Raw genomic sequence first — 25,075 nt, 5'->3', positions numbered from 1 at the left:
CTCAAATTATATTTGAGGCTTTTTTTATTTGTAGCTATTGTACTATGTGTTAACTAAATATTTTCTTTACTTTGTAATAAACTCAACAAAAATCAATGTTCGACGACATACTTGCAGCTATTCCTTTTGGTATTATACTTTCTTTTACCGTAGGACCTGTTTTTTTCGTTTTATTAGAAACTAGTGCTACCAAAGGTGCTAGAAGTGCATTAATCTTTGATGCAGGTGTAATTTTAGCCGATGTTTTATTTATAGTTGTTGCATTTTTTAGTACCGAAAAACTGGTTGGTAAAATTGAAAACGATCCAAATTTTATAATCTTTGGTGGTGTTTTACTTGTGGTTTATGGGTTAATTTCTTTTATAAAAACATCAAGATCGTTTAGATCAATTGTAAAAGAATACCATAAAGTTGAAATTCAGAAAGACTATGGTAAGCTTTTTATAAAAGGTTTTTTACTTAACTTTATTAACATTGGTGTGTTATTAGGTTGGTTAGGTTTTATAGTTTTGGCTAATAAAATTACAACTTCAGAAAATGGTGTGATTGTGTTTGTAAGCACAATGTTAATCGCTTATTTTGTTACTGATTTGTTTAAAATTGTTGCTGCCAAGCGTCTTAAAAATAAATTAACGCCAAGGTTAATTTTTAAAACCAAAAAAGTTATTGCTATTGTTATTCTAGGATTTGGTATCTTACTGCTTGCGCAGGGCTTTTTTCCAGAAGAAAAAGAAAAACTTAAGGAAAAACTGGAGCAAATTAATCCTTTATAAAATAGCTTCTTGGATACTATTCAACCTAAAAAATTTAGTCTACTGCTTCGTATTTGTGTCTCAATTTTATTGATAGGAGCATTGTTTAAAATAATGCATTGGCCTTATTCTAATACATTAATGCTAATTTCTATCTTAGGAATTCTGATTTTATACCCACTAAGATTTATTCCTATTGTAGAAAAATCGACAATGGATTATGTTAAACTCGCATTAGTAGTATTGTGGTGTTTTAACTATCTGATTACCATATTTCATCTCTATCAACTTCCTGTATTTTTTAATGTTATATTATTACTATTATTTGGTTGGTGGTTTATTAATGAAGGGACTAGTGTTCTTAATTTTGGTAACATAAAAATTAAAGGGGTTTTAAAAGTAGTGTATATTGCTTTTGCAATTTTTGCTGTTGCTTGTATTTTTTTAGGTGCGCTATTTAAAATTCAACATTGGCCTTACAGTAATTTATTATTTGTAATTGGGGTGACAAGTACTTCAATTTTAGTCACTGTTGATTACTTTGTAAGAGATTAAAATAATTGTATGGCTAAAACACAATATCATATCTATGTTGTCGAGTTATCTAAAAAAGTGTTTACTCAAAATACTAAGTTTAGAGCTGCTAATCCTCAATTTAACGGTGTACTAGAGTGTTTGTATGTTGGTATGACTAGCAAAACACCTAAAGAGCGGTTTTTACAACATAAGACCGGTTACATTAACAAAAAAGGGCATAAACTATCCTCAAACATTGTTGAGAAATATGGTTCTTATCTAAGACCCAGCTTATATAATCACATTGGACCAATTGCTACTAGAGCAGAAGCTTTAAAAATGGAAGAGGCATTAGCATTACAGTTAAGAAGACAACGGTATGCGGTTTGGTTTAATTAAATACAGTTGGTCATTGCGAGGTACGAAGCAATCTCTTTATAATTTCCGATTACAAAAAATAAAAAAAAGCTTTACTTAAGGTTTAAACTTCTAAAATAGTCATTGATTTATCTTAATAGTTGTCGGTATAAAAGCGCTTAAATTTAAGCATAAAAAAAAGCGCTACTTATAAAGTAACGCTTTCTTGAGGTGTCGAGCGGATTCGAACCGCTGTAGATGGTGTTGCAGACCACTGCCTAGCCGCTCGGCCACGACACCCTTAATAGGACAGCAAATATAAAAATAATTACTGTTTTTCCCTATTTCTGTTAGTTTTTTCTTTTTTCTGTTAATTCGACGCTAACCATCTGTACATCACCACCAATTGGAGGATTTATTTTACTTACAGCTACAGTTGCAACAGTTATTAATGTATCTTCTTTGAAAATACGGTCTAAAATACGCTTAGCAACATGCTCTAAAAGTGCACTTGGAGTTGCCATTTCTTCAACAACAACTTTATTTAAAAACACGTAATCTACAGTATCTTCTAATTTATCTGAAGTTGTACTTTTTTGTAAGTCCGCTTTTACTTTTAAATCTACTTTGTAGTCACTTCCAATTGCAGTTTCTTCTTTTAAACAACCATGGTAAGCAGTTACACGTATATTTTCTAATTTAATTATACCCATTTTCTATAAATTTTGAGCAAAAGTACCTAAAATAGTACTTTACTAAATTTTAAAGTGTGGTTAAATTCATTTCAACTAAAAAATAACTAATTTTACAGCTTATAGTTAAATTGGTATTTGACCAATAATCTGTTAAAGTAAAGCACAAAATATATGTCTGAAGATAAAAAATCGCTTAATTTTTTAGAGCAAATAATAGAAGAAGATTTAACCAATGGTTTAGATCAAAGTAAGCTTCGTTTTAGATTTCCACCAGAACCTAATGGTTATTTACATATTGGTCATACTAAGGCTATTGGTATTAGTTTTGGTTTAGGAGAGCGTTATAATGCACCTGTAAACTTGCGTTTTGACGACACCAATCCAGCTAAGGAAGAACAAGAGTATGTAGATGCTATTAAGGAAGATATTTCTTGGTTAGGTTACAAATGGGCTAACGAGGTATACTCTTCAGATTATTTTCAAATCTTATTTGATTGGGCAGTACAGTTAATTAAAGATGGCAAAGCATATGTAGATTCTCAATCTTCAGAAGCTATGGCAGAGCAAAAAGGGACACCAACTCAACCAGGTGTTGATGGTCCTAATAGAGATAGATCTGTGGAAGAAAACTTAGACCTTTTTATGCGTATGAAAAATGGCGAGTTTAACGAAGGAGAACATATTTTACGTGCTAAAATAGACATGCAACATCCAAATATGTTAATGCGTGACCCTTTAATGTATCGTATTTTAAAGAAAGCACATCACAGAACAGGAGACGATTGGTGTATCTATCCAATGTATGACTGGACACATGGCGAGAGTGATTATATAGAGCAAATTTCGCACAGTTTATGTTCATTAGAATTTAATCCACACAGAGAACTTTACGATTGGTTTAAGGAGCAAGTGTATACTTACGGTAAGGATACTTATCCAATGCAACCTAAACAACGTGAGTTTGCACGTTTAAACCTTAGTTACACGATAATGAGTAAGCGTAAGCTACTTAAATTGGTAGAAGAAGGTATTGTAACTGGGTGGGACGATCCACGTATGCCTACAATTTCTGGGTTACGTCGTCGTGGTTTTACACCAGACTCAATCAAAAAATTTATTGATACAGTTGGTGTAGCAAAACGTGATAATATTATTGATGTTGCACTTTTAGAATTTTGTATCCGCGAAGATTTAAATAAAAAAGCACCACGTGTAATGGCGGTTTTAGAGCCTTTAAAAGTGGTAATTACAAACTATCCGGAAGATAAAGAAGAATGGTTTGAAGCAGAAAATAATCAAGAAGACGATGCTGCAGGTTTTAGAAAAGTACCTTTTTCTAGAGAAATTTTTATAGAAAAAGAGGACTTTAAAGAAGAAGCAACTAGTAAGTTTTTTAGATTAAAACTAGGCGGAGAGGTACGTCTTAAAAATGCTTACATTATTAAAGCAGATAGTGTTGTTAAAGATGCAGATGGAAACATTACTGAAGTACATTGTACCTATTCTGACGATACAGAACGCCGTATTAAAGGAACATTACATTGGGTAAGTATTAAACATGCAGTTAAAGCTGAGGTTAGAGAATACGATAGATTATTTTTAGACGAAGCACCAGATAGTCATGAGGATAAAGGTTTTATGGAATTTATAAATCCTAAATCTTTAAAAATTATTGAAGCATTTGTAGAGCCAAGTTTAACAGAATCTAAAGTAGGAGAGCAGTTTCAGTTTCAACGTTTAGGGTATTTTAATGTGGATACAGATTCTAAATCGGAAGCTTTAGTATTTAATAAAACAGTGGGATTACGTGATAGTTGGGCAAAACAAAAACCACAAACTAACACTGATAATAACCAACAAAAACAACCACAAAAAAGTACTAGATCTGCTATTGATCAAATCAAATCTTACGGTAAAAAGTATGACAGGATGAAGCCAGAACAGCAAGATCAGGCTAAAGCCGAAATACAAGCACTTGCTAAAGAGGTGACTTATCAAGATTTAGAACCACTTTTTGGTACGTCTGTTAAAAAGACAGGAACACGTGTAATTACCATGATATCTTTAGGTGTTTTATTAGATAATGGCTTAGATAAAAACGAAGCGATAGAGGATTTTATTAACAAAGCGTTGGAAGATAAAAGCGACCTGTTAGTAAACGAAGCAAAAGCAATAAATAACTAATTTAAAACCTACCCGATGTAACAATTTGGTAGGTTATTTTTTTCTATTGAAACACTTTAAAATAGTACTGTTATTCCTGTTAGTTTGTATACACTATACAAACGCACAAGATTACCCTATCATTTCTGATATGGTAACAGATAATGCGGCTATTTTTAGTGATAAAGAAGCAGCGTCTTTAAGACAAAAATTAGTGTCTTATGAGGTAAAATCGTCTCACGAAATTGTAGTATTAACTATTCATGGATTAGATGGAGATACTATTGAATATTATGCTTATTCTGTATTTAACCAAGACGGTAATAACTTTGGAAAAGAAGGTATTGATAATGGTATTTTAATATTAATTGCTCCAAATGACAGAAAGGTTAGGATAGAAGTAGGAGATGGTTTAGAGTTTATTATTACAGATGCTTTTGCGTCTAGAATTATTAGAGAACGTATTACACCACTATTTAAGCAGGGTCGCTTTTTTGACGGAATTGATGCAGCGACAACAGAGCTTATTAAACTTATAGAAGATCCTATTTATGCTAATGAGTTTGCTAATAGTATAAAAGAAGAGGCTGTGTCTACCAGAGATAAGTCTACAGATGGTGTTCATTATATGATTAAGATAATTGTCTCATGTATTTTGTTAGTCTTCTTTTTTTGGATTGGTGTTTATGCTTATTATAGGCTAATAATTAAAAAGAATTTTAAAACATTTAAGCTTAAAACATTATATAAAAATCATAAAACTAAATTTCTAATCTATGCGGCTATTGCTTTATTGATTGTTCATAGCTTTTATGTGTTTTTTTTGAAACTATTTTTTGGTTTACTGCTAACAGGCTTTTTATCAATTTTTGTGTTTATTGGCTATTTTGTGTTATTAAAGATGGCGTTTACTAGGGCAATTCTTATTTTTAAAAGTTTATTTACGGGGCAATTAGGTGTTTTTATTTATCCGTTTTATATCCCAACAACGCTATTTTTGTTTGTGGCAGGATTTTTATTTGGTTCTCTACCAATTGTAATGGGTTTCTTTTTTATGCTTAGCCTTGTTTTTGGTGAAGATATCAACAGGTTTATGGCCAATGTTGAGTTTATTTACGTGTTATTCTTTTTCTTATCCGTTATTATTCTTTTTCATTTTATAGCAATATATTTTGCTATTTATCAAATAAAAGGCGAGTATAATAAGACTTTTGGATTTTCATTTTTTAAACGTGATGCTAAGTTACATTCCGAATTAAATCCAGGATCTGCAAGAGGCTACTCATCATCTGGATCTTCTAGTTATTCGTCATCGTCGTATTCATCTTCACGATCATCGTCATCGTCTTCTAGTAGTAGTTATTCTGGAGGTGGCGGTCGCTCTTCAGGAGGTGGGGCAAGTGGTAGTTGGTAATTATATAAGTCCTTATTTTTAATGTTACATTTAACTTTTGTAACTTTTTATATTAATAGAGACTGATACAGTAATAATCAGTAATAATCAGTCTTTTTATTCACACATTTGATACACTTTAAAATTTATAAATCAGTTTCAGATCTTCCTATGTCTTGGGATGGTTTACCTACGCGTGACGTGTTTTTAAAAACACCATTTTTAAGGGCGTTAGAAGTATCCTGTCCGGATAATATTGAGACTAATTATGTAACTATTTTTAAAGACGATAATATAGCCGGAATTGCTATTATACAACGTGTGGAGTTATATCTTGACAATGTGTTTAGAAACACGTCGGATAATGCCTTAAAACGCATTACAAAGTCCGTGATAGCAAAAGTAGTGAGAGGTAATACTTTAATTGTTGGTAATTTAATGCATACTGGTCAACATGGTTTGTATTTTAATCCTTCAGTTATTGCGCAAACAACGTATTTAGAGACCGTTTTTAAAGCGATTGATAGCTTATCCATACAGATTAAGCAGGATCTTAATAAAACCGTTAGAATGGTGTGTTTTAAAGATTATTTTGAAACGGATGTCCTCCATACAGAAGCTGCTTTATTTACAGCCAATGCATTATACAAAGTACAGGTCCAACCTAATATGATTTTTGATATTCCACAACAGTGGACTACGATCAACGATTACACAACTGCATTAACTAAAAAGTATAGAAGTAGATATAAAACAGCACTTAAAAAAGCCTCTGTTATAACAAAAAGAGAATTGAACTTGGAGGCTATTGAAGCTGCTTCAGATCAAATTTATGGTTTGTACAAGACCGTGTCTGATAATGCTAAAGTAAATTCGTTTTTATTACACGACAGGCATTTTTTCAACTTAAAAAAAGAATTAAATGACCAGTTTAAACTGTTTGGATATTTTCTAAATGATCAATTGGTGGGCTTTTACACTTTAATTTTAAACGATACTCACTTAGAAACCTACTTTTTGGGTTACAATTCTGAATATCAATACAAACACCAATTATACTTAAACATGTTATATGATATGCTAAGTTTTGGGATTGTTAATAAGTACACTCAAATTGTATATGCTAGGACAGCAATGGAGATTAAAAGCTCTGTAGGTGCTAAGCCTAAAACCATGCATATTTACATGAAACATACCAATACAACGTTTTTAAACCCACTATTAAAACGGATTGTAAATACTTTAAATCCTAGTATTAATTGGGAAGAAAGACATCCTTTTAAGACATAAAAAAGCCTCAATGTTAAGTTGAGGCTTTTTACTAATTATTCAGTTATTGGTTCTGTTGTCATATCATCTTCTGGTATGGTTAAGCTAGTTTCAAAGTTTGGAAGAATCATGTCTAACAACGCTTTGTTTTTAATTTGTTTTGCTTCAATAAAATACCAATGTTTAGCGTCTTCATTATAAATTCCTAAAAGGTAACTTTTAGATTTTATACGCATACTATTCATTACCATTTGATTAAAACCTTCAACAACACATCTGTGTTGGTCTTGTTCAAATACAATGTCTGACACTGCAATTACTTCTGCTTTTTCAAAAACAAAACCTTGCGTTTTCATTTGGCTAAAGGTATCTTCTAATATTTTAAGACCTGCTTCTTCACCACCCATTAATTTTATAACACTTGGTAATGTGTATTTAAACACAGTTTTATAATCTTCTTTTAAAGTGGCTTCGCTAGTAATTTTAGCATCACTCAACGCATCTTCTTTTGTTTGAGCAAACCCAATATTGACACATAGTAATACTATTATTAAGGCTAATTTTTTCATTTTTATTATTTTAAAGGTCATAAAAAAAGGCTTATTCCTAGAAATAAACCTTTTTATAATAGTTATAATTTTAGTTCTTTTTATTTAGTTTGGCTTGTTTCATAGCTTCACCAATTTCATTACTTGCTGCAAAACTAGCAACCATATCATTTAGCATATTGCTTCCTGCTTGTGGCGAGTTTGGTAATAAAATTAAGTTACTGTTAGTTTCACTACCAATAGCTTGTAACGTATCATAATGTTGTGTAACAACTATTAAAGCAGAGGCTTCTTGACTGTTAATACCAACTTTATTTAATACTTCTACAGACTCTTCAAGTCCTCTAGCAATCTCACGTCTTTGATCAGCAATACCTTGACCTTGTAAACGCTTACTTTCTGCCTCAGCTTTTGCTTTTTCAACGATTAAAATACGTTGTGCATCTCCTTCGTATTGTGCAGCAGTTTTTTCTCTATCTGCAGCGTTAATACGGTTCATTGCTTCTTTTACTTGTGCATCTGGATCAATATCTGTAACTAACGTTTTGATAATGTCATACCCGTAATCTAACATAGCTTCGTTAAGTTCTGATTTTACTGCTATGGCAACATCATCTTTACGTAAAAACACATCATCAAGAATCATTTTAGGTACTTCTGCACGCACCACATCAAATACATAAGATGTAATTTGATCATGCGGGTAGTCTAATTTATAAAACGCATCTTCTACTTTAGCTTTAATAACTTTGTATTGTACAGATACTTTTAGACGTACAAATACATCATCTTTAGTTTTTGTTTCTATAATAACGTCTAATTGTTGGATTTTTAAACTTAATCTTCCTGCAATTTTATCTACTATTGGAATTTTAAATTGTAATCCTGATTGTCTAATACTTTGAAATCTACCAAAACGTTCTATTACAGCAGCAGTTTGCTGTTTTACGGTAAATACTGACGAAATTAAAATGATCAGTCCTAAGACAATTACTACTATTAAAAATGGATTTAACATGTGTACATGGTTTTAATGGTTACTTTATTTGATTTACTAAATTAAGTTATATTTGCCGACAAAGCCCTTAATTTACAATGAAAAAACTTCAACTTATCTTATTAGTAGCACTAACCATAGGTTTTGTTACAAAAAACTTTGCACAACACACCAGTTACAAAATAAAAAACGGATTCTCTCTTGGTGGAGGACTCACTCAATTTGACATTATTACAGACAATTTTGACACCAAAAAAGGTGATGGTTGGATTGCTAATATGACGGCAACTGTAGATATACCTCAAAAATGGTTTAATGTTAGTTATGGTATGCAATTATCAGAAAACACCATTAGTACAACAGGTTTTGACTTAGCCTCTACGTTAGCAGCACAGGATGTTGAGTATAAAATTTTTACTGCTCAGGTACAATTTTTATGGCATGCAAAACCGTTTAGAACGTCTCATTTTACAATTGATTTTGGTCCAATGTTACAATACAATAGTGATCTAGAATTAAGTGATGATCAGCAAGAAGATTTTATATTAGCCGATTTTGATACGGTTAGAGCTAGTGCTGTAAAAGACTTAAATAACTTTAACGTAAATGGTACTATTGGTGCAACTTTAGGAATGGGATTTTTTAAAGTCAGAGCACAATACATTTATGGGTTTACTAATATTTTAGGCGCCTTAAATGATTCTGATTTTAATCAAACTTTAGGTAGAGATTTTAAAGGACATCAAAGTATGTTTGCCTTTACAGGTATGATTACTTTTTAAAATAAAAGTCTTTGTAATAAAACTATAAATGATATAAAAAAAGCCATCTAATTTAGATGGCTTTTTTTAGTATTATAATGTTTCAATAAGTTTTTCGATACGTTTTATACTTTCGTTTTTGCCAATCATAAACATAATGTCAAAAACATCTGGTCCTTGTAAAGCACCAACAAGTGCTAAACGTAGAGGCATCATTACCTTTCCAAAACCAATTTCTTTAGCGGTTATCCATCCTTTTACTTCTTTTTGAAGTGTCTCTACTTCAAAATCTGTAATATTAGAAACTACAGCTAATACCTCAGTCATTATAGATTTTGTATCTTCCTTAAATGCTTTTTTAGAGGCTTTTTCGTCATAACTTTTTGGAGCTACAAAAAAGTAACTACTTAAGTCCCAAAAGTCATTAACAAACGTAGCACGTTCTTTAACTAAACCTACAACTAATGCAATATAGTTTATATCAATAGTGGCTAGTTCTTTATGGTTTTTCTGAAACGTTTCAGCTAATGTTTCATTAGATTGCTCTTGCATATAATGGTGGTTAAACCATTTAATTTTGTCTGGATCAAAACGTGCTCCTGCTTTATTAACACGGTCTAAATCAAAAGCAGCAATCAATTGTTCTAAAGTAAACATTTCTTGTTCTGTCCCAGGATTCCAACCTAAAAAGGCTAAAAAGTTAACAACAGCTTCTGCAAAGTAACCTTCTTCTTTATATCCTTTGGCAGTATCTCCAAACTCAGGATTCCACTCTAATGGAAATACAGGAAAACCTAATTTATCACCATCACGCTTGCTTAATTTACCTTTACCAGTAGGTTTTAAAATTAATGGTAAATGTGCAAATTGAGGTTTATCCCAACCAAAAGCAGTATATAATTGGTAGTGTAACGCTAAACTTGGCAACCACTCTTCTCCACGTATAACATGTGTAATTTCCATTAAATGGTCATCCACGATATTGGCTAAGTGATAAGTTGGCATACCATCTGATTTAAACAATACTTTATCATCTAAAACATTAGTGTCTATCTTAATATCACCACGGATAATATCTTTTAAACGTAATGTTTGGTCTTGTGGGCTTTTAAATCTAATTACAAAATCGTCTCCAGCATCTAATTTAGCTTTTACTTGGTCTTCCGTAAGTGCTAAAGAGTTGCTTAATTTTAAACGATTATGCCAATTATAGATAAATGTTTTACCATTAGACTCATGATCTGTTCTGTGATAATCTAACTCTTCTGACGTATCAAAAGCGTAATACGCATTTCCGCTAGCTATTAATTGCTCTGCATATTGCTTGTATAATTCTTTACGTTCACTTTGTCTGTATGGTCCAAATTTTTCGTTTTTTCCTGGGCCTTCATCAAAAGGAATATTACACCAATTAAGTGCGTCTATTATGTATTGCTCTGCACCTTCAACATAGCGATTTTGATCTGTATCTTCAATACGCAATACAAATGTTCCGTTATGCTTTTTAGCAAATAAATAGTTAAAAAGTGCGGTACGTACGCCTCCAATATGTAAAGGTCCTGTTGGACTTGGTGCAAAACGCACTCTGACTTGTTCTGACATGTTGTTTTGTAAAAAAATAGCACTTAAACATGATGTATTTAAGTTAGCTATAAATTGTCATCCTAAACGTGTTTCAGGATATTATGTGCAAAGATAGAATAGAGTAGTAGAAAGAGCAAAGAAATAATAAAGAACAATTTTTAACAGGGCATAATTTCCGCGAAAGCGGTAATCTTTAACATTAACTTATATTGGTAACTATATAAGTGTAAAAATAAAACAGTAATTTAGTCAGTTAAATACCAATTACTTGAATAACTTTAATAACATACAGTCTAAATTAGAGCAATTTATTAGAAAATATTATACTAATGAGTTGATAAAAGGTGCTATTTTATTTTTTAGCATTGGTTTACTATATTTTATATTCACGCTTTTACTGGAACATTTTCTATGGCTAAATTCTGCTGCTAGAACCGTATTGTTTTGGTTGTTTATAGTTGTAGAACTAGCCTTGTTTGTTAAGTTTATTGCCTTACCGTTAGCAAAGTTATTTAAGCTTCAAAAAGGAATTAATTATAAAGAAGCATCAACTATTATTGGTAGTCATTTTCCAGAAGTTAATGATAAGCTTCTTAATGTATTGCAGTTAAAAGAATCTGAAAATGCATCCGAATTACTATTAGCAAGTATAGATCAAAAGGCGGAAGAGCTTAATCCAATTCCGTTTAAACTAGCAGTTAACTTTAAACAAAACGTAAAATATTTAAAATATGCAGCAATTCCTGTTGCTATAGTTGTAATTGCTGCTATTTCTGGTAAGATGAATTGGTTTAGCGATAGCTACAAACGTGTGGTTAACTATCAGACAGCGTATGAGCCACCTGCACCGTTTCAGTTTTTTGTTTTAAACGAAACTTTAGAAACTACCGAAAATAAAGAATTTAGATTATTAGCGACTACAGAAGGTCAGCTTAGTCCGGAAGATGTAAAAATTACGTTTGACACAGAAACCTATGTTTTACAACAACGTCAAGCGGGTAATTTTGAGTATGTTTTTGAGCAGCCTAAACAAGATATTACATTTAGATTGTCTGCCAATGGGATTACGTCTAAACCGTATACTTTAAAAGTGGTAGAAGTGCCAACACTAGTTAGTTTTGATATGGTTTTAAACTATCCAAATTATACCAATAAGCGTAGTCAGATATTAAAAGGTATTGGTAATGCTGTGGTGCCGCAAGGGACAAAGGTGACATGGCAGGTAAAGACTAAAGCAACGGAACAGGTAGATTTGATTGGTCGTGATACTATTGCTTTTTCTAGCAATAAATCAGGCAGTTTTGAAACCTCTAAAAGCATTTACTCTAACTTTGATTATAATATAAGTACAAGTAATAAAAGCCTCCGTAATTACGAGAATCTAGCGTATAGCATTCAGGTTATTAAAGATCAATATCCAGAGTTAAAGCTAGAAGCAAAAACAGATAGTTTAGATCAGCAAACGTTATATTTTAAAGGTCAGGTTAGTGATGATTATGGATTAAGAAAACTGCAATTAGTGTATTACCCTAATGGGAATGAAGGCGCTAAAAAAATGGTAAATATTCCTATTAGTAATTCTAATTTTGATCAGTTTATTAAAGCGTTTCCTAATACATTAGATCTTGAAGAAGGTACGCCTTACGATTTGTATTTTGAGGTTTTTGATAATGATGCCGTAAATAAAAGTAAGAGTACAAAAAGTCCAGTGTTTAATTATAGAAAACGAACACAAGACGAAGAAGAACAAAAACAACTTCAAGAGCAAAATCAAACGATTCAGAATTTAAATAAGTCGTTAGAGAAATTTGATAAACAGCAAAAGGAATTACAAGAGTTGTCTAAAAATCAAAAAGAAAAGTCTGAGCTTAATTTTAACGATAAAAAGAAATTTGATAACTTCTTGAAACGTCAAAAGGAGCAGGAGCAGATGATGAAAAAATTCAATAAAAAATTGAAAGATAATTTAGACGAATTCCAGAAGGACCAAGACAAAGAAGATCAATTTAAAAAAGATTTAAAAGAACGATTAAAAGATAATGAGGAGCAACTTAAGGAAGACGAACGTTTGCTTGAGGAATTAGAAAAGCTAAGAGAAAAATTTAGTAAAGAAGAATTTTCTGCGAAGTTGGATAATTTGGCTAAAAAAGCGAAAAGTCAAAAACGTAGTTTAGAGCAGATTGTAGAGTTGACTAAACGTTACTATGTGTCTAAAAAAATGGAGAAAATTGGTTTGGAACTTGATAAGTTGGCCAAGGAGCAAGACAAATTAGCTAATAGTAAACCTGAAGAAAATACTAAAGAAAAGCAAGACGAGTTAAATAGTAAGTTTGAAGAGCTACAAGACCAATTAGACACTTTAGATAAGGATAATAAGGACTTGAAAAAGCCGATGGATTTACCGCGTAACAAAAATACGGAGGAAAACATCAACGATGATCAGCAAGGCGCTAGCGAGGATTTAAAGAATAAACAAGAAGCAGGAAGTCAGGAAGAAAAAGAGGCTAAGCAACAATCTGCAAAACAAAAACAAAAAAAGGCAGCTCAGGAAATGAAAAAGATGAGCATGAGCATGCAAAGCGAAATGGCTAGTGCTGCTAAGGAGCAGTTAGAGGAAGATATTGAAATGCTGCGTCAAATCTTAGATAATCTGGTTATTTTCTCTATGGATGAAGAAGCGTTGATGGAACAATTTAAAAGCATTGAAATTAATCATAATGAATATGCAACCTATCTTAAAAAGCAAAAAGAATTAAGAACACATTTTGAACATGTGGATGATAGTTTATTTGCTATATCGTTACGTCAACCTAAGTTTTCTGAAGACATTAATACAGAAATTAATGAAGTGTATTTTAATATAGACAAAGCGTTAGCAGAGCTTTCTGAGAATATGTTGCATCGTGGTGTGTCATCGCAGCAATATGCTTTTACGTCTGCTAATAATTTGGCAGATTTTTTAAGTGGCGCTCTAGATAATTTACAAAATCAAATGGGAATGCCTTCTCCCGGTCAAGGCGAAGGTGGTATGCCAATGCCGGACATAATTATTAGTCAAGAAGAGTTGACCAAAAAGATGGAGAAAGGCATGGAGAAGGGTGATAAGGGTAAAGAAGGTCAGGAGGGCGAAAAAGGAGAAGAGGGTGACAAAGGTAAATCTGGTGATAAAGGAGAAGGTGGTGAAGGCGGAGAGAATGGAGCAGAAGGCGAAAATGGTAAAGGAGGTAATAAAGGTAAAGGTGGAGAGAATGGAGAAGGGCCTAATGGAGAGAAGCAAGGAGGCGATGGTTTTAATGAAGATAGTAATGGCGAATTATTTAAAATTTATCAAGAACAACAAATGTTACGTCAAGCTTTAGAACAACGTTTGGATAAGGAAGGTTTAGGAGACAGCAGAGAGGCGAGACAGTTATTAAAGGATATGGAGCAGGTTGAGGTAGATTTAATCAATAATGGGTTTACTAATCAAACGTTGAGTAAGATGAAAAATATTCAGCATCAACTTTTAAAATTAGAAAATGCAGCGTTGCAACAAGGTCAAGAACAAAAACGTCAATCGGAATCAAATACTAAAGAATTTAAGAATACAACAACTAGTCAAGAAGATAAGGCAAAACAATATTTTAACACGACAGAAATTTTGAATAAGCAAACATTACCTTTGCAACAAATTTATAAGCAAAAAGCACAACAGTATTTTAAACAACAAAATGATTAATTTTAACTACGAAACCGATTTTAAGCTTCTTGACGACGCTAAAATATCTAAATGGATATCTACTATAATTAATAACGAAAACTGCAAGGAGGACGAGATAAACTATGTGTTTTGTGACGATGTGTATTTACATAAATTAAATGTAGAGTTCTTAGATCACGATACTTTGACGGATGTTATTAGTTTTGATTATAGTGTAGGAAAAACATTACAAGGCGATATTTTTATTTCTGTAGAGCGTGTTGCAGATAATGCAAAAGATTTTAAGGTTGAATTTGAATCTGAGTTGCATCGTGTTATTGTGCACGGAATTTTACACTACTGTGGATATAAGGATAAGTCAGAAGCAGATGCAGCTGAAATGCGTAACAAAGAAAACGAAGCTTTAGCATTGCTAAATGCAATGTAATAGTTTGTTGTATATTTGCACGCTTAAATTATTTTAAAAAGTCAAACGTTCCACGTGGAACAATTGTTAAAAATCATACTTAAATTATTTTGTAGTTAGAGTGTTCTAGTTTCAAAATCGTTTAGTCAAATAATTATTATGTTTAACGAAGTTTACGATGTAATTGTAGTTGGAGGTGGTCATGCAGGAAGTGAAGCAGCAGCATCCGCAGCTAATATGGGAAGCAAGACTTTGCTTATCACCATGAATTTGCAAAACATTGCACAGATGTCTTGTAACCCGGCAATGGGCGGAATTGCAAAAGGACAAATTGTAAGAGAGATTGATGCGCTTGGAGGTTACTCCGGAATTGTAAGTGATACCTCTGCAATACAATTTAAAATGCTAAACAAATCTAAAGGGCCTGCAATGTGGAGTCCAAGAGTCCAAAGTGACAGAATGCGCTTTGCAGAAGATTGGCGTTTACTTTTAGAGCAAACCAAAAACCTTGATTTTTATCAAGAGATGGTGTCGGGCTTAATTGTAGAAAACGGAAAAGTTTGTGGTGTTACAACATCGCTTGGTGTGAAGATAAAATCAAAAACTGTTGTCCTTACAAATGGTACTTTTTTAAATGGGTTAATCCATATTGGAGATAAAAATTTTGGAGGAGGTAGAGCAGGCGAAAGAGCTGCAACTGGAATTACAGAGCAGTTAGTTAATTTAGGTTTTGAATCTGGTAGAATGAAAACTGGAACACCGCCAAGAGTTGATGGACGATCTTTAGATTTTTCAAAAATGGTCGAACAACCTGGAGATGTAAACCCGGAAAAGTTTTCTTATTTAGATACTACAAAAGCATTAACGCATCAACGTTCTTGTCACATGTCTTATACAAGTTTAAAGGTTCATGATTTACTTCGTGAAGGCTTTGATCGTTCGCCAATGTTTAATGGTAGAATTAAAAGTTTAGGACCAAGATATTGTCCGTCTATTGAAGATAAAATTAACAGGTTTGCAGATAAGGATAGACATCAATTATTTGTAGAGCCTGAAGGTTGGAATACGGTTGAATATTATATTAATGGATTCTCTACATCACTTCCAGAAGATGTTCAATTTAAAGCTTTACGTAGTGTTGTTGGTTTTGAAAACGTGAAGTTTTTTAGACCTGGATATGCTATAGAATATGATTATTTTCCACCAACACAATTAAAGCACACGTTAGAAACTAAGTTGATTGATGGCTTGTTTTTTGCTGGTCAGATTAACGGAACAACGGGTTATGAAGAAGCAGCGTCTCAAGGATTAATGGCTGGTATAAATGCAGCATTGAAGGTTCAGGAACGTGAGGCTTTTATCCTTAAAAGGGATGAGGCATACATTGGTGTTTTGGTCGATGATTTGATTACTAAGGGTACAGAAGAACCTTATCGTATGTTTACTTCTAGAGCAGAGTATAGGACGTTATTGCGTCAGGATAATGCTGATATTAGATTAACGCCTAAAGGATTTGATCTTGGTTTAGCTTCAGAAAAGCGACTGCGTAGGATGGAAGAAAAGCATGGTGCAGCAGAGAAATTTGTTCAGTTTTTCAGAGAGACTAGTGTTACTCCGGACGAGATAAATCCTGTGTTAGAAGCTAAGAATTCTGCTGCAATTAGACAGCAAGATAAGATGTTTAAAATGTTTGCTAGACCTAATATTAGTATTGACGATATGAAGCAAGTGGCATCCGTTTCAGAGTATATCGAGACTAATAATTTGGATGGTGAGGTTATAGAACAAGCCGAGATTCAGGTGAAATATTCTGGATATATTGCAAAAGAAAAGAACAATGCAGACAAGTTAACACGTCTTGAAAACATAAAAATTCCAGCTAATTTTGACTACTCTAAACTGCAATCTATGAGTTTGGAAGCACGAGAAAAATTAACTAAAATTCAACCGGTAACCATATCTCAGGCATCAAGAATTAGTGGCGTTTCGCCATCAGATATTTCTGTGTTGTTGGTTTTTATGGGTCGATAAATCAATAAAAAAAGCGAACGTTCCACGTGGAACGTTCGCTTTTTTTTGTCTTTAAAAGTATAAATCAGCTGTAGGATTACATCTAAATTCAGCTTAAATTTAATTAATAGTGTCAAGTCAAAACATCCAAAACGCATTTATTAAAGTTAAAGATTACTCTGTTTCTGGAGAAGAATTTCAATTAATTGAGAACAAAACGTATGGGTATTTAGAAACAATTCCTAAGCCTTCTTTAGATAAATTACCTGAATATTATCAGACAGAAGACTACATTTCTCATACAGATTCTAAACGGAATTTGTTTGAAAAGGTATATCATAGTATCAGAGAAATATCTTTAAAGCGTAAATTAAAGTTGATTAATTCGTTTAAAACGGAACAAAAAACACTATTAGATTTTGGTTGTGGTACAGGTGATTTTTTGAATACTGCACAAAATAACAATTGGATTGTGTCAGGAATCGAACCAAATAAAGAGGCTAGATTGATTGCAAATAGCAAAACAAATCAATCCGTTTTTGATTCTAATTATATAAATAACTTAGAAAAAGAGAGTTTTGATGTCATTACTTTATGGCATGTTTTAGAACATATTCCAAATTTAGAAGCACAAATTGCGCAACTAAAAGCCTTATTAAAACCTTCGGGAGTTTTAATTATTGCAGTTCCAAACTATAAAAGTTACGATTCAAACTACTATAAACAGTTTTGGGCAGCATTAGATGTTCCTCGACATTTATGGCATTTTAATCAAAAATCAGTTTCTAAGTTGTTTGCAAAAATTAATATGTCGGTTGTAAAAACGTTGCCAATGGTTTTTGACTCGTATTATGTTAGTCTGCTTTCTGAAAAATATAAATCTGGATGGATGAATATCTTTACAGCATTTTGGATTGGATTTAGATCAAATTATAAAGCAAAGTCTTCTGGAGAGTATTCTTCATTGATTTATGTGCTTAAAAACAGCTAAAATTTAATATAAGATTCGCTGTTAATTTATTAAGCAGTATAATGTGCTATCACATTAGCTTTTCTTAAAACGCGCTTAAATGGCTTTGTTTGACCCCGTTTTTGATAGGGATTTCCTATAAATGTCCAAATTTGTGATAAGTATTTCTTATTTGGGTTAAAATGTGCGATTAAAATTTATTTCTAGTTTATTTTATTATTTACATTTGCTCAAATTCTTAAAAAATAAAAATGAAGAAAATATTAGGTTTAGTATTACTTGGGTTAGTTTTTACGTCTTGTCAAAAACAAAAAATCGCATTCGTTGATAATGGTGTTATTATAAATGAAATAAAAGAGAAGCTAGATTTAGAATCTAGATACAATACTAAAGACTCTTTATTCCAGAAAAAAGTGGATAGCTTTAGACAAGTATTTCAGTTAAATTTTCAAAAAATTGCAACATTACCAAAAAGTAAGCAGAGTGCAGAAGAGAGTGTATTGAGACAAAAAGCACAAGGGTTACAACAAGCATGGCAAATGGAACAACAAGCTTTTCAAAAAGAGTATCAAGTGGAAATAGACACTTTGATTGTTAAAGTAAAGAATTTTGTTAAGGATTATGGTAAATCTAATAGTTATGATTACATCTTAGGGACAGTAGAAAATGCACCTAGTGTTATGTTCTCAAAGGATGAAAATGATATTTCTAAAAAGATAATAGAAGGTTTAAATGCTGCTTATAAGAAGTAAATAAGGCATTAATAGTAAAGTCAAAAGGCGATTAACAACAGTTAATCGCCTTTTTTGTTATATAAGGGTTTAAATATCAGACTATTTCTTTTAAATAGTTATATTTATTGCGCTATTAATCATTTTCAATTCAAATTATGAAAAGCTTGCTTTGGCCTTGTGCTATTGTCTTTGCTATGTTTTCTGTTAGTTATGCTCAGGAGGCTGTTCCATTTAAGACCCAAAAGGCGTTTTATATCTATGGAGAAGCTGTTGCTATCGGGAATAACATACTTAGTAAAGACGCTACAAAACCTTACAATGATCACCGTTTAACTAACGACGATATTGATATGGTTTACGTGGATATTGATAAAGACGATACTACTTTTTCGTCCAGTTCTGCGAGTCTGCAATTACCAGATAATCATAAAAATATTGCTTATGCTGTGCTGTATTGGTCGGCAACTTATAGTTATAAAAAGGGAACTAGAAGGGAGGAGAATTCTCAGTTTTTCTTTCAAGGAGAACGACAGCGAAACAGAAGCGTTATAAGTAAAATAAAGCTAAAATTACCAGGTGATAATTATAAAAATATCACAGGAGAAGTTTTGTTTGATGGTGCTAAAGAGACTTCTTTTGCTTTAAATTCTCCTTATGTTTGTTTTGCTGATGTGACTAAACATTTACAAAACGCGAAACAGGTTAATGGCGAATATACTATTGGTAATATTAATGCAACAGAAGGGTTTGTAGCTGGAGGTAGTGCTGCTGGTTGGATGCTGTATGTGGTATATGAAACACCAACAAAAAAACCTAAATATATTACTACTTTTAATGGATTTACACATGTTGGGAGTGATCCTGTAATCATTAATTTAAAGGATTTTAAAACGCCCGAAAAAGGTAAAACTAGTACAGATATTACGTTGGCTGCGTTAGAAGGGGATTCTGCTTTAACTGATGATGAGTGCGTAATTGCCAACTCGCAACTTCAGAAAGTTTGGAAGTTAAAATCCGAAAATCGAGTACATAATAATTTTTTTAGTAGTCAGATTACCTCTTCAAATAAAGATAATCAGCAACGATTGCCCAATAGTGACAATACTTTAGGGTTTGATATTGCTTCAGTAACTTTGCCTAATAATAAAGACGCTATTATTACTAATAATACGGAGAAGGTTGAGCTTATATTTAACACAAAACAAGATCGTTTTTACTTGTTTTTTACCGCTTTTCAAACCGAGATTAGTGAAGATTATTTTAATCAAATAGAATCAAAAGCACCTTCTAATTCCGTAGTTTTCTCTTCTCATAAATCGCGTCCTATGGTGGAGGTGCAAATGGATTTAGATGCGGAGGATACTATAGTTTTAAAGAAACCCACTATAACGGTGCCAGAGGTTGTAACACCGCCAAAGCCAGTAGTAATATCCAATCCTAAGGTGCAATCCGTTACAGTGGTTACGGTTAATCCTGTTACACCGTTACCAGAACAAGCTATTGTATCGGAACCATTAGTTTTGAGACAACCTGTAAAAATCATAGAAAATACTGATAATCAAAAAGTTAACAGTGTTTCTTTAGGGGTTTCTGCATCAAAAATTCAACAAGAAATGTTAGTTAGTGGAGATGTAATTATTGCTAGTAATACGTATGTAAAAGCCTTAGAATTAGAAGATAAACCTCTAGAAACTCAGGCTTTTAAATTACTTTTAGAAAAAAACACCGCGCAAATAGAAGGTGTTAAAAAAGGGTATTATGTTATTAATAAACTGTTTTCTATACCTAAAAATGCAATTGCTTGGCAAAATCAATTAAGAGACTCTGGGTATGCCAGCGAGATTTTAATAGACGATCAACAAGAGCTATACTATGTATATGTGTTTCATACAGAAAACTTCTATGATGCCTATATGCAACATAAAACACTACTTAATAAAAGTCTTTTTAAAGATAATTGGGTGTTTAAAGTAAATATGACAGAGTATTAATCTATTTTAGTAGGTATAATGCCATTATAGTTGGAATAAAGTATATCACTATTGTTCTTGCTCCATCGTAGTCTTTAGCAACACGTTGTCCAAATAATAGTAAAAGAAGCACTATCGCGCTTAAAATAGCCGAATAGAAGCCAAACACAGTGTTACCATCTATAATAATGGTTGCCATACCTATAAGCGCAAATAGGCCAGCTATAGTTTCTAAAACAAATATAATTCCCACATTTAGCGGTACCATATTAGCCATAAACGTTTTTTCAAAGTGCCCTTTTAACCAAGCAATATTACCTTTCCAATCTAAGGCTTTATCTAATCCTGATTGTAGAAATGTAATTGCCAAAAAGGCAAGTAAAAGTAACTCTGTAATGTTATTTAAGATGTTGTCCATTGTTGTATTTTTTTTGCTCAAAGGTATTAAATAATACCATGTTTTTTAGAGATAAAAGGTAATAGCTTGTGGTAGTATAGACGCTTTTATATTACTGGTTGCCATAGGTTCTCCGTCCGCCTGAATAAGCGGTTTTTTTGCATTAAATTCTAATGTGATATGCTTAGTTTTTAGCGTTGTAATGTTTTCGTGCTTTAAAATACTACCAGTAAATAATCCTATTATATTTTTTGCAATTTGCCATTTAGTAAAATTAGTGGCAATAGAGACGTCCAACAAACCATCATTTGGATCAGGTTGTTTTGTCAGCTGCATTCCTGATCCTGTATATCTACAAATTCCTAACTGTATCATCATACAGTTTTTATGCGTTTTTGTTTCTGAGTCTAACGTGACTTTAGTATTAAAATACGTGAAATTAAATAGTGCTTTTAATGCGCCAAAAATATAGGTTAATTTACCAAAAGACCTGTCGTTTTTAACAAGGTCAACCACCAAACCATCAAACCCAATACCGCATAGATTTAAAAAGTAGGTTTTAGAATTATTTAGATCTAAAAAAGTTAAACAACCAACATCCTGAGTTTGTGTGTTTCCATTAATTATAGCCTTAACCGCACGGTGTCTATTTTTAGGAATTTTATATGTTTTAATCCAATCATTTCCTGTACCTATAGCCAATACACCAAAGCTAATCTGATTTGGATTTATTGTCTTTTGACTAAAAACGCCATTAATAAATTTGTTTAATGTGCCATCTCCACCAATAATTATAAAATTACGAAACCCTTTATTTAAGGCATCTTGTGTAATTTGGATGTCATGATTACTGTGATTGGTAAACTGAGATGTAATATTAAAATGTTGTGAGAGTTTGTCTTTAACGCTGTTCCAAACTTTTTTGCCTTTCCCGTTTCCAGAAACAGGATTTATTATGACAAAAAAAGTTTTTTTTTCAGACATTTTAATCTTGTTTAGCGTGAAGTAAACGTGTTAGTTTTATACTTAAATCTGTAAGGATAATTTTAGAATTTCCGTTACGTTCAATATGATAAATAGCATCATTTAGCTCGTTAGAGATATCCATAATATTATTGTTGTGGATAAATGGTGCAAATTTAGAAATGTCAAAACCTTTGCTTTTGGTTTCAAAATAAACCAACTCTTCAGCACCATAATTTAATAACATGGCTTGTCTAAAAAAGTCTAAACAAAAGTTTAAAAACTGCTTTTGTGTTTCACGACCAGTTTTAGCAATGTCTTCACTCCATCCAATTAAATCATGTATAGCCGCTTTATTTCCTTTAGCTTTAAAGGCTGCACGTATCCAAAAAATAAACCATTGTTCAAATTGGTCATCTTCTGTGTCGTGATAGACTAAATCACAGGCTTTGTTGTAATTTCCGTCAGATTGATGTGCAATTTTAGTAGCAGTAGCATCATCAAGACTAAATTGTTTTTGGATTCCAGCTTTGATATCATTTTCTGCTAATGGCGGAAAATGTATAATCTGACAACGGGATCTTATGGTATTAATAATTTGTTCTTCTTCTTCAGCAATTAAAATAAATACTGTGTTATTTGGCGGCTCTTCTATAAGCTTTAATAGTTTGTTGGCTGCTTGTGTATTCATCTTTTCAGCCATCCAAATCAGCATAATTTTATAGCCACCTTCGTAAGATTTTAAGCTTAATGCTTTAACAATATCTAAAGCTTCGTCAACACCAATTTGTCCTTGTTTGTTATCAACACCAAGAAGTCTGTACCAATCAAATAAGTTTCCGTAAGGTTGTTCTTTTAACAACTGCCTCCATTCCGTAAGGAAATAAGAAGACACAGGATGTTTTTTTACTTTATCAGTTGTTGTTACCGGAAAGGCAAAATGCAAGTCTGGATGAGAAAAGTTTTTAAACTTAATATTACAAGCTTCGTTTTCTCCGCTGTTTTCTCCCGCCGCATTTTTGCACAACACATATTGCGCATAGGCAATAGCCATAGGCAGTGTTCCTGAACCTTCAGGGCCAATAAATAGTTGCGCATGAGGTATGCGACCATTGTCAGCACTTGTAGTTAAGTGTTTTTTAATATGATTTAATCCTAAAATATCACTGAAAAGCATAGGGCAAATATAGTTTTCTTGGTAATTAAAAACTATTTTTATTAAAGATTGATTTTATCAGTACATATTTATAGTATGGTTGTATTTGTATATATTTGAAGAATATTCACACTTTTAATTTTTAAAATGAAAAGGCTATCAGGTTTATTATTTTGTGTAATGGGTTTAGGGCTTGTTAATGCACAAGAAACCAAAGCAATAGATTCTGCGTCTATTGATGGTGTTACTTTCAAATCTCAAAACGAATTTTACATTTTTGGAGATGTTACTGTTATTGGTAATAATATTTTAAGCGAAGATGATAAAGACGCGTTTAATGATATGCAGGTCAATAACGATGACACAAAAATGCGTTATGTAGATATTGATAACGACCCAGAAACATTTAGTTCTAGTCAAGCCACTTTATCTTTACCTGAAGATTTTAAAAAAATAGCCTACGCTGGTCTATATTGGACAGGAACGTATGCTTACGAAAAAGGAACGCGTAAAGAACAAAAAGGGAATTACATTTTTAGAGGAAATGGAGAACGTTCGCCGATTATTAATCAAATTAAATTTAAGTTACCAAACCAAGAGTATCAAGATATTTCTGGAGAAATAATTTATGACGGGGCAACCAATCCTACACATGCTATTAACTCGCCATACGCTTGTTATGCAAATGTGACAAGACTTTTAAAGTCTGCCGAAAATAAATCAGGAGACTATGCTGTGGCTAACATTAAAGCAACAGAAGGTTATTTATCTGGTGGTAGTGCAGGGGGGTGGATGTTGTACGTGATATACCAATCACCTACGGACAATCCTAAATATATTTCTACATACCATGGTTTTGCTTTAGTTAATAAAGAAGAGCCTTTTGATATTACATTTAAAAACTTTAAATCTGTAGAGCAAGGAGACGTTAAAACTAAAGTGGTATTATCTGCTTTAGAAGGGGATGCTGCTTTGGAGGGTGATGAGTTTGCAATTGTAAAACAACGTGATGGTAGTTTTCAATCGTTGAGTAATGGGGCTCGTTTTCAGCAAAACTTCTTCAATAGTTCTATTACTAATAATAGTATGAAAAACAGAGATAGGCTGCCAAACAGCGAAAACACACTTGGTTTTGATATTGCTAAATTGGACATTCCTAACTACAATAATGCCATAATAAACAACAATACAAGTGAGACAACACTACGTTTTAAAACCCAATCGGACCGTTTTTATCTATATTTTACAGCCTTTCAAACGGAAATAGCACAAAACTATTTTGACGATATTGTTCAAGAAAATAACCCTGATGCTAGTCAAACAGCATCTGTATCGCCAGAAATTGTTAGAGCACAACCAGAGTCAGACCCAAGTTTTAATACCAAAGAAAAACGTAAGCCATATCAATATCGTAAAAGAGGTTTAGGATCTAAAGCATTTAGATATTTAAAAAACAAAAAATCGACAACAATTGCAGGTATAGAAGGCGGTTATTATGTAATAACAGGTGTATTTGCAGAGTCTATTAGGGCAGGAAAATGGACCAATAAATTAATAAAAAATGGTTTAAAAGCGACTGCTTTTATTAACCCAAAAAATAGCTGGAATTACGTTTATATTTTAAGAAGTGATACCGCAGAAGAAGCTTTTGAATTAGCAGAAGAGCTAAAAACAAATTATAGATATAGAGATACGTGGGTTTTAAAATCAAACCTAGACTAAAAACATACAAAA

At 32.4% G+C, this 25,075-nt stretch carries 21 protein-coding genes and 1 tRNA gene; 14 read left to right on the top strand and 8 right to left on the bottom strand.

Annotated features, from left to right (window positions below; translation table 11 throughout):
• The first annotated feature begins 95 nt into the window (after window positions 1-95).
• The 3 genes from ACZ2G2_RS05815 to ACZ2G2_RS05805 are packed head-to-tail and all read left to right on the top strand — an operon-like array spanning window position 96 to window position 1,667.
• Window positions 96-773 carry a LysE family translocator gene (locus tag ACZ2G2_RS05815; RefSeq protein ID WP_090837085.1) on the top strand — a complete coding sequence of 226 codons (678 nt, stop codon included), beginning with the start codon at window positions 96-98 and terminating at the stop codon, window positions 771-773.
• Window positions 774-782: 9 nt separating this feature from the next.
• A complete protein-coding gene (locus ACZ2G2_RS05810) occupies window positions 783-1,307 on the top strand; it encodes a GldL-related protein (RefSeq protein WP_470394484.1) in 525 nt (174 codons plus the stop codon).
• A 9-nt stretch (window positions 1,308-1,316) separates the two neighbouring features.
• The gene (locus tag ACZ2G2_RS05805) at window positions 1,317-1,667 is read left to right on the top strand and encodes a ribose-5-phosphate isomerase (RefSeq protein WP_090837089.1); all 351 of its coding nucleotides are present in this window, start codon (window positions 1,317-1,319) and stop codon (window positions 1,665-1,667) included.
• 187 nt (window positions 1,668-1,854) lie between these two features.
• On the opposite strand, the gene ACZ2G2_RS05800 is transcribed toward ACZ2G2_RS05805, so the two are convergent.
• Window positions 1,855-1,925, bottom strand: a tRNA-Cys gene (locus ACZ2G2_RS05800).
• Between the two features lie 50 nt (window positions 1,926-1,975).
• Complete coding sequence (gene folB, locus ACZ2G2_RS05795; RefSeq protein WP_090837092.1) at window positions 1,976-2,338, bottom strand: dihydroneopterin aldolase; 363 nt, start codon at window positions 2,336-2,338, stop codon at window positions 1,976-1,978.
• A 153-nt stretch (window positions 2,339-2,491) separates the two neighbouring features.
• Here folB and ACZ2G2_RS05790 point away from each other — a divergent pair, with 153 nt between their 5' ends.
• The 3 genes from ACZ2G2_RS05790 to ACZ2G2_RS05780 all read left to right on the top strand — a co-directional run bounded on the left by ACZ2G2_RS05790 (window position 2,492) and on the right by ACZ2G2_RS05780 (window position 7,166).
• Window positions 2,492-4,504: a glutamine--tRNA ligase/YqeY domain fusion protein gene (locus ACZ2G2_RS05790; RefSeq protein ID WP_470394483.1), complete on the top strand. Its 2,013-nt coding sequence runs from the start codon at window positions 2,492-2,494 to the stop codon at window positions 4,502-4,504.
• 46 nt (window positions 4,505-4,550) lie between these two features.
• Entirely contained in the window at window positions 4,551-5,897 is a 1,347-nt protein-coding gene (locus tag ACZ2G2_RS05785; RefSeq protein WP_470394482.1) for a TPM domain-containing protein, read from the top strand.
• Window positions 5,898-6,005: 108 nt separating this feature from the next.
• Window positions 6,006-7,166, top strand: coding sequence for a GNAT family N-acetyltransferase (locus ACZ2G2_RS05780; RefSeq protein WP_470394481.1), 1,161 nt, complete (start codon window positions 6,006-6,008; stop codon window positions 7,164-7,166).
• A 35-nt stretch (window positions 7,167-7,201) separates the two neighbouring features.
• Here ACZ2G2_RS05780 and ACZ2G2_RS05775 read toward each other — a convergent pair whose 3' ends face one another.
• Entirely contained in the window at window positions 7,202-7,714 is a 513-nt protein-coding gene (locus ACZ2G2_RS05775) for a hypothetical protein (RefSeq protein ID WP_470394480.1), read from the bottom strand.
• A 70-nt stretch (window positions 7,715-7,784) separates the two neighbouring features.
• Window positions 7,785-8,711 carry an SPFH domain-containing protein gene (locus ACZ2G2_RS05770; protein ID WP_101202756.1) on the bottom strand — a complete coding sequence of 309 codons (927 nt, stop codon included), beginning with the start codon at window positions 8,709-8,711 and terminating at the stop codon, window positions 7,785-7,787.
• 77 nt (window positions 8,712-8,788) lie between these two features.
• Here ACZ2G2_RS05770 and ACZ2G2_RS05765 point away from each other — a divergent pair, with 77 nt between their 5' ends.
• Entirely contained in the window at window positions 8,789-9,472 is a 684-nt protein-coding gene (locus ACZ2G2_RS05765; RefSeq protein ID WP_090837104.1) for a hypothetical protein, read from the top strand.
• Window positions 9,473-9,544: 72 nt separating this feature from the next.
• On the opposite strand, the gene gltX is transcribed toward ACZ2G2_RS05765, so the two are convergent.
• Window positions 9,545-11,053, bottom strand: coding sequence for a glutamate--tRNA ligase (gltX, locus tag ACZ2G2_RS05760; protein ID WP_470394478.1), 1,509 nt, complete (start codon window positions 11,051-11,053; stop codon window positions 9,545-9,547).
• Window positions 11,054-11,303: 250 nt separating this feature from the next.
• Here gltX and ACZ2G2_RS05755 point away from each other — a divergent pair, with 250 nt between their 5' ends.
• The 6 genes from ACZ2G2_RS05755 to ACZ2G2_RS05730 all read left to right on the top strand — a co-directional run bounded on the left by ACZ2G2_RS05755 (window position 11,304) and on the right by ACZ2G2_RS05730 (window position 20,846).
• Window positions 11,304-14,753 (top strand): hypothetical protein, encoded by a 3,450-nt coding sequence (locus tag ACZ2G2_RS05755; protein WP_470394477.1) that lies wholly within the window; start codon window positions 11,304-11,306, stop codon window positions 14,751-14,753.
• Window positions 14,746-15,162 (top strand): rRNA maturation RNase YbeY, encoded by a 417-nt coding sequence (gene ybeY, locus ACZ2G2_RS05750; protein WP_090837109.1) that lies wholly within the window; start codon window positions 14,746-14,748, stop codon window positions 15,160-15,162. Before ACZ2G2_RS05755 ends, ybeY begins: the two co-directional genes overlap by 8 nt.
• Before the next feature lie 138 nt (window positions 15,163-15,300).
• Window positions 15,301-17,172, top strand: a complete 1,872-nt coding sequence (gene mnmG / locus ACZ2G2_RS05745) for a tRNA uridine-5-carboxymethylaminomethyl(34) synthesis enzyme MnmG (protein ID WP_470394475.1) — start codon at window positions 15,301-15,303, stop codon at window positions 17,170-17,172.
• Between the two features lie 109 nt (window positions 17,173-17,281).
• Window positions 17,282-18,142, top strand: a complete 861-nt coding sequence (locus ACZ2G2_RS05740; protein ID WP_470394473.1) for a class I SAM-dependent methyltransferase — start codon at window positions 17,282-17,284, stop codon at window positions 18,140-18,142.
• 230 nt (window positions 18,143-18,372) lie between these two features.
• Window positions 18,373-18,873 (top strand): OmpH/Skp family outer membrane protein, encoded by a 501-nt coding sequence (locus ACZ2G2_RS05735; RefSeq protein ID WP_470394471.1) that lies wholly within the window; start codon window positions 18,373-18,375, stop codon window positions 18,871-18,873.
• A 137-nt stretch (window positions 18,874-19,010) separates the two neighbouring features.
• On the top strand, window positions 19,011-20,846 hold the full coding sequence (locus ACZ2G2_RS05730) for a hypothetical protein (protein WP_470394469.1): 1,836 nt from the start codon (window positions 19,011-19,013) through the stop codon (window positions 20,844-20,846).
• A gap of 1 nt (window position 20,847) precedes the next feature.
• Here the strand turns inward: ACZ2G2_RS05730 and ACZ2G2_RS05725 are convergent, their stop codons facing one another.
• Genes ACZ2G2_RS05725 through ACZ2G2_RS05715 form a run of 3 tightly spaced genes read right to left on the bottom strand, consistent with a single transcriptional unit; the run spans window position 20,848 to window position 23,362 of the window.
• The gene (locus ACZ2G2_RS05725; protein WP_282070233.1) at window positions 20,848-21,243 is read right to left on the bottom strand and encodes a DoxX family protein; all 396 of its coding nucleotides are present in this window, start codon (window positions 21,241-21,243) and stop codon (window positions 20,848-20,850) included.
• Window positions 21,244-21,288: 45 nt separating this feature from the next.
• Window positions 21,289-22,206 (bottom strand): diacylglycerol/lipid kinase family protein, encoded by a 918-nt coding sequence (locus ACZ2G2_RS05720; RefSeq protein ID WP_470394467.1) that lies wholly within the window; start codon window positions 22,204-22,206, stop codon window positions 21,289-21,291.
• A gap of 1 nt (window position 22,207) precedes the next feature.
• Window positions 22,208-23,362: a DNA polymerase III subunit gene (locus ACZ2G2_RS05715; RefSeq protein WP_090837122.1), complete on the bottom strand. Its 1,155-nt coding sequence runs from the start codon at window positions 23,360-23,362 to the stop codon at window positions 22,208-22,210.
• Window positions 23,363-23,488: 126 nt separating this feature from the next.
• Between ACZ2G2_RS05715 and ACZ2G2_RS05710 the strand changes: the two genes are divergently transcribed.
• Window positions 23,489-25,063 (top strand): SPOR domain-containing protein, encoded by a 1,575-nt coding sequence (locus tag ACZ2G2_RS05710; RefSeq protein ID WP_470394465.1) that lies wholly within the window; start codon window positions 23,489-23,491, stop codon window positions 25,061-25,063.
• The last annotated feature ends 12 nt before the right edge of the window (window positions 25,064-25,075 follow it).

The organism is Olleya sp. KKT75 (assembly GCF_055635485.1).
The sequence above is the reverse complement of the archived record's forward strand: the minus strand, read 5'-3'. Positions and strand labels throughout refer to the sequence as shown.

Coding starts and splice junctions, on each gene's coding strand:
- ACZ2G2_RS05815 (WP_090837085.1), top strand. CDS start 96: ATGTTCGACGACATACTTGCAGCTATTCCTTTTGGTATTATACTTTCT.
- ACZ2G2_RS05805 (WP_090837089.1), top strand. CDS start 1,317: ATGGCTAAAACACAATATCATATCTATGTTGTCGAGTTATCTAAAAAA.
- folB (WP_090837092.1), bottom strand. CDS start 2,338: ATGGGTATAATTAAATTAGAAAATATACGTGTAACTGCTTACCATGGT.
- ACZ2G2_RS05790 (WP_470394483.1), top strand. CDS start 2,492: ATGTCTGAAGATAAAAAATCGCTTAATTTTTTAGAGCAAATAATAGAA.
- ACZ2G2_RS05775 (WP_470394480.1), bottom strand. CDS start 7,714: ATGAAAAAATTAGCCTTAATAATAGTATTACTATGTGTCAATATTGGG.
- ACZ2G2_RS05770 (WP_101202756.1), bottom strand. CDS start 8,711: ATGTTAAATCCATTTTTAATAGTAGTAATTGTCTTAGGACTGATCATT.
- ACZ2G2_RS05765 (WP_090837104.1), top strand. CDS start 8,789: ATGAAAAAACTTCAACTTATCTTATTAGTAGCACTAACCATAGGTTTT.
- gltX (WP_470394478.1), bottom strand. CDS start 11,053: ATGTCAGAACAAGTCAGAGTGCGTTTTGCACCAAGTCCAACAGGACCT.
- ybeY (WP_090837109.1), top strand. CDS start 14,746: ATGATTAATTTTAACTACGAAACCGATTTTAAGCTTCTTGACGACGCT.
- mnmG (WP_470394475.1), top strand. CDS start 15,301: ATGTTTAACGAAGTTTACGATGTAATTGTAGTTGGAGGTGGTCATGCA.
- ACZ2G2_RS05735 (WP_470394471.1), top strand. CDS start 18,373: ATGAAGAAAATATTAGGTTTAGTATTACTTGGGTTAGTTTTTACGTCT.
- ACZ2G2_RS05730 (WP_470394469.1), top strand. CDS start 19,011: ATGAAAAGCTTGCTTTGGCCTTGTGCTATTGTCTTTGCTATGTTTTCT.
- ACZ2G2_RS05725 (WP_282070233.1), bottom strand. CDS start 21,243: ATGGACAACATCTTAAATAACATTACAGAGTTACTTTTACTTGCCTTT.
- ACZ2G2_RS05720 (WP_470394467.1), bottom strand. CDS start 22,206: ATGTCTGAAAAAAAAACTTTTTTTGTCATAATAAATCCTGTTTCTGGA.
- ACZ2G2_RS05715 (WP_090837122.1), bottom strand. CDS start 23,362: ATGCTTTTCAGTGATATTTTAGGATTAAATCATATTAAAAAACACTTA.
- ACZ2G2_RS05710 (WP_470394465.1), top strand. CDS start 23,489: ATGAAAAGGCTATCAGGTTTATTATTTTGTGTAATGGGTTTAGGGCTT.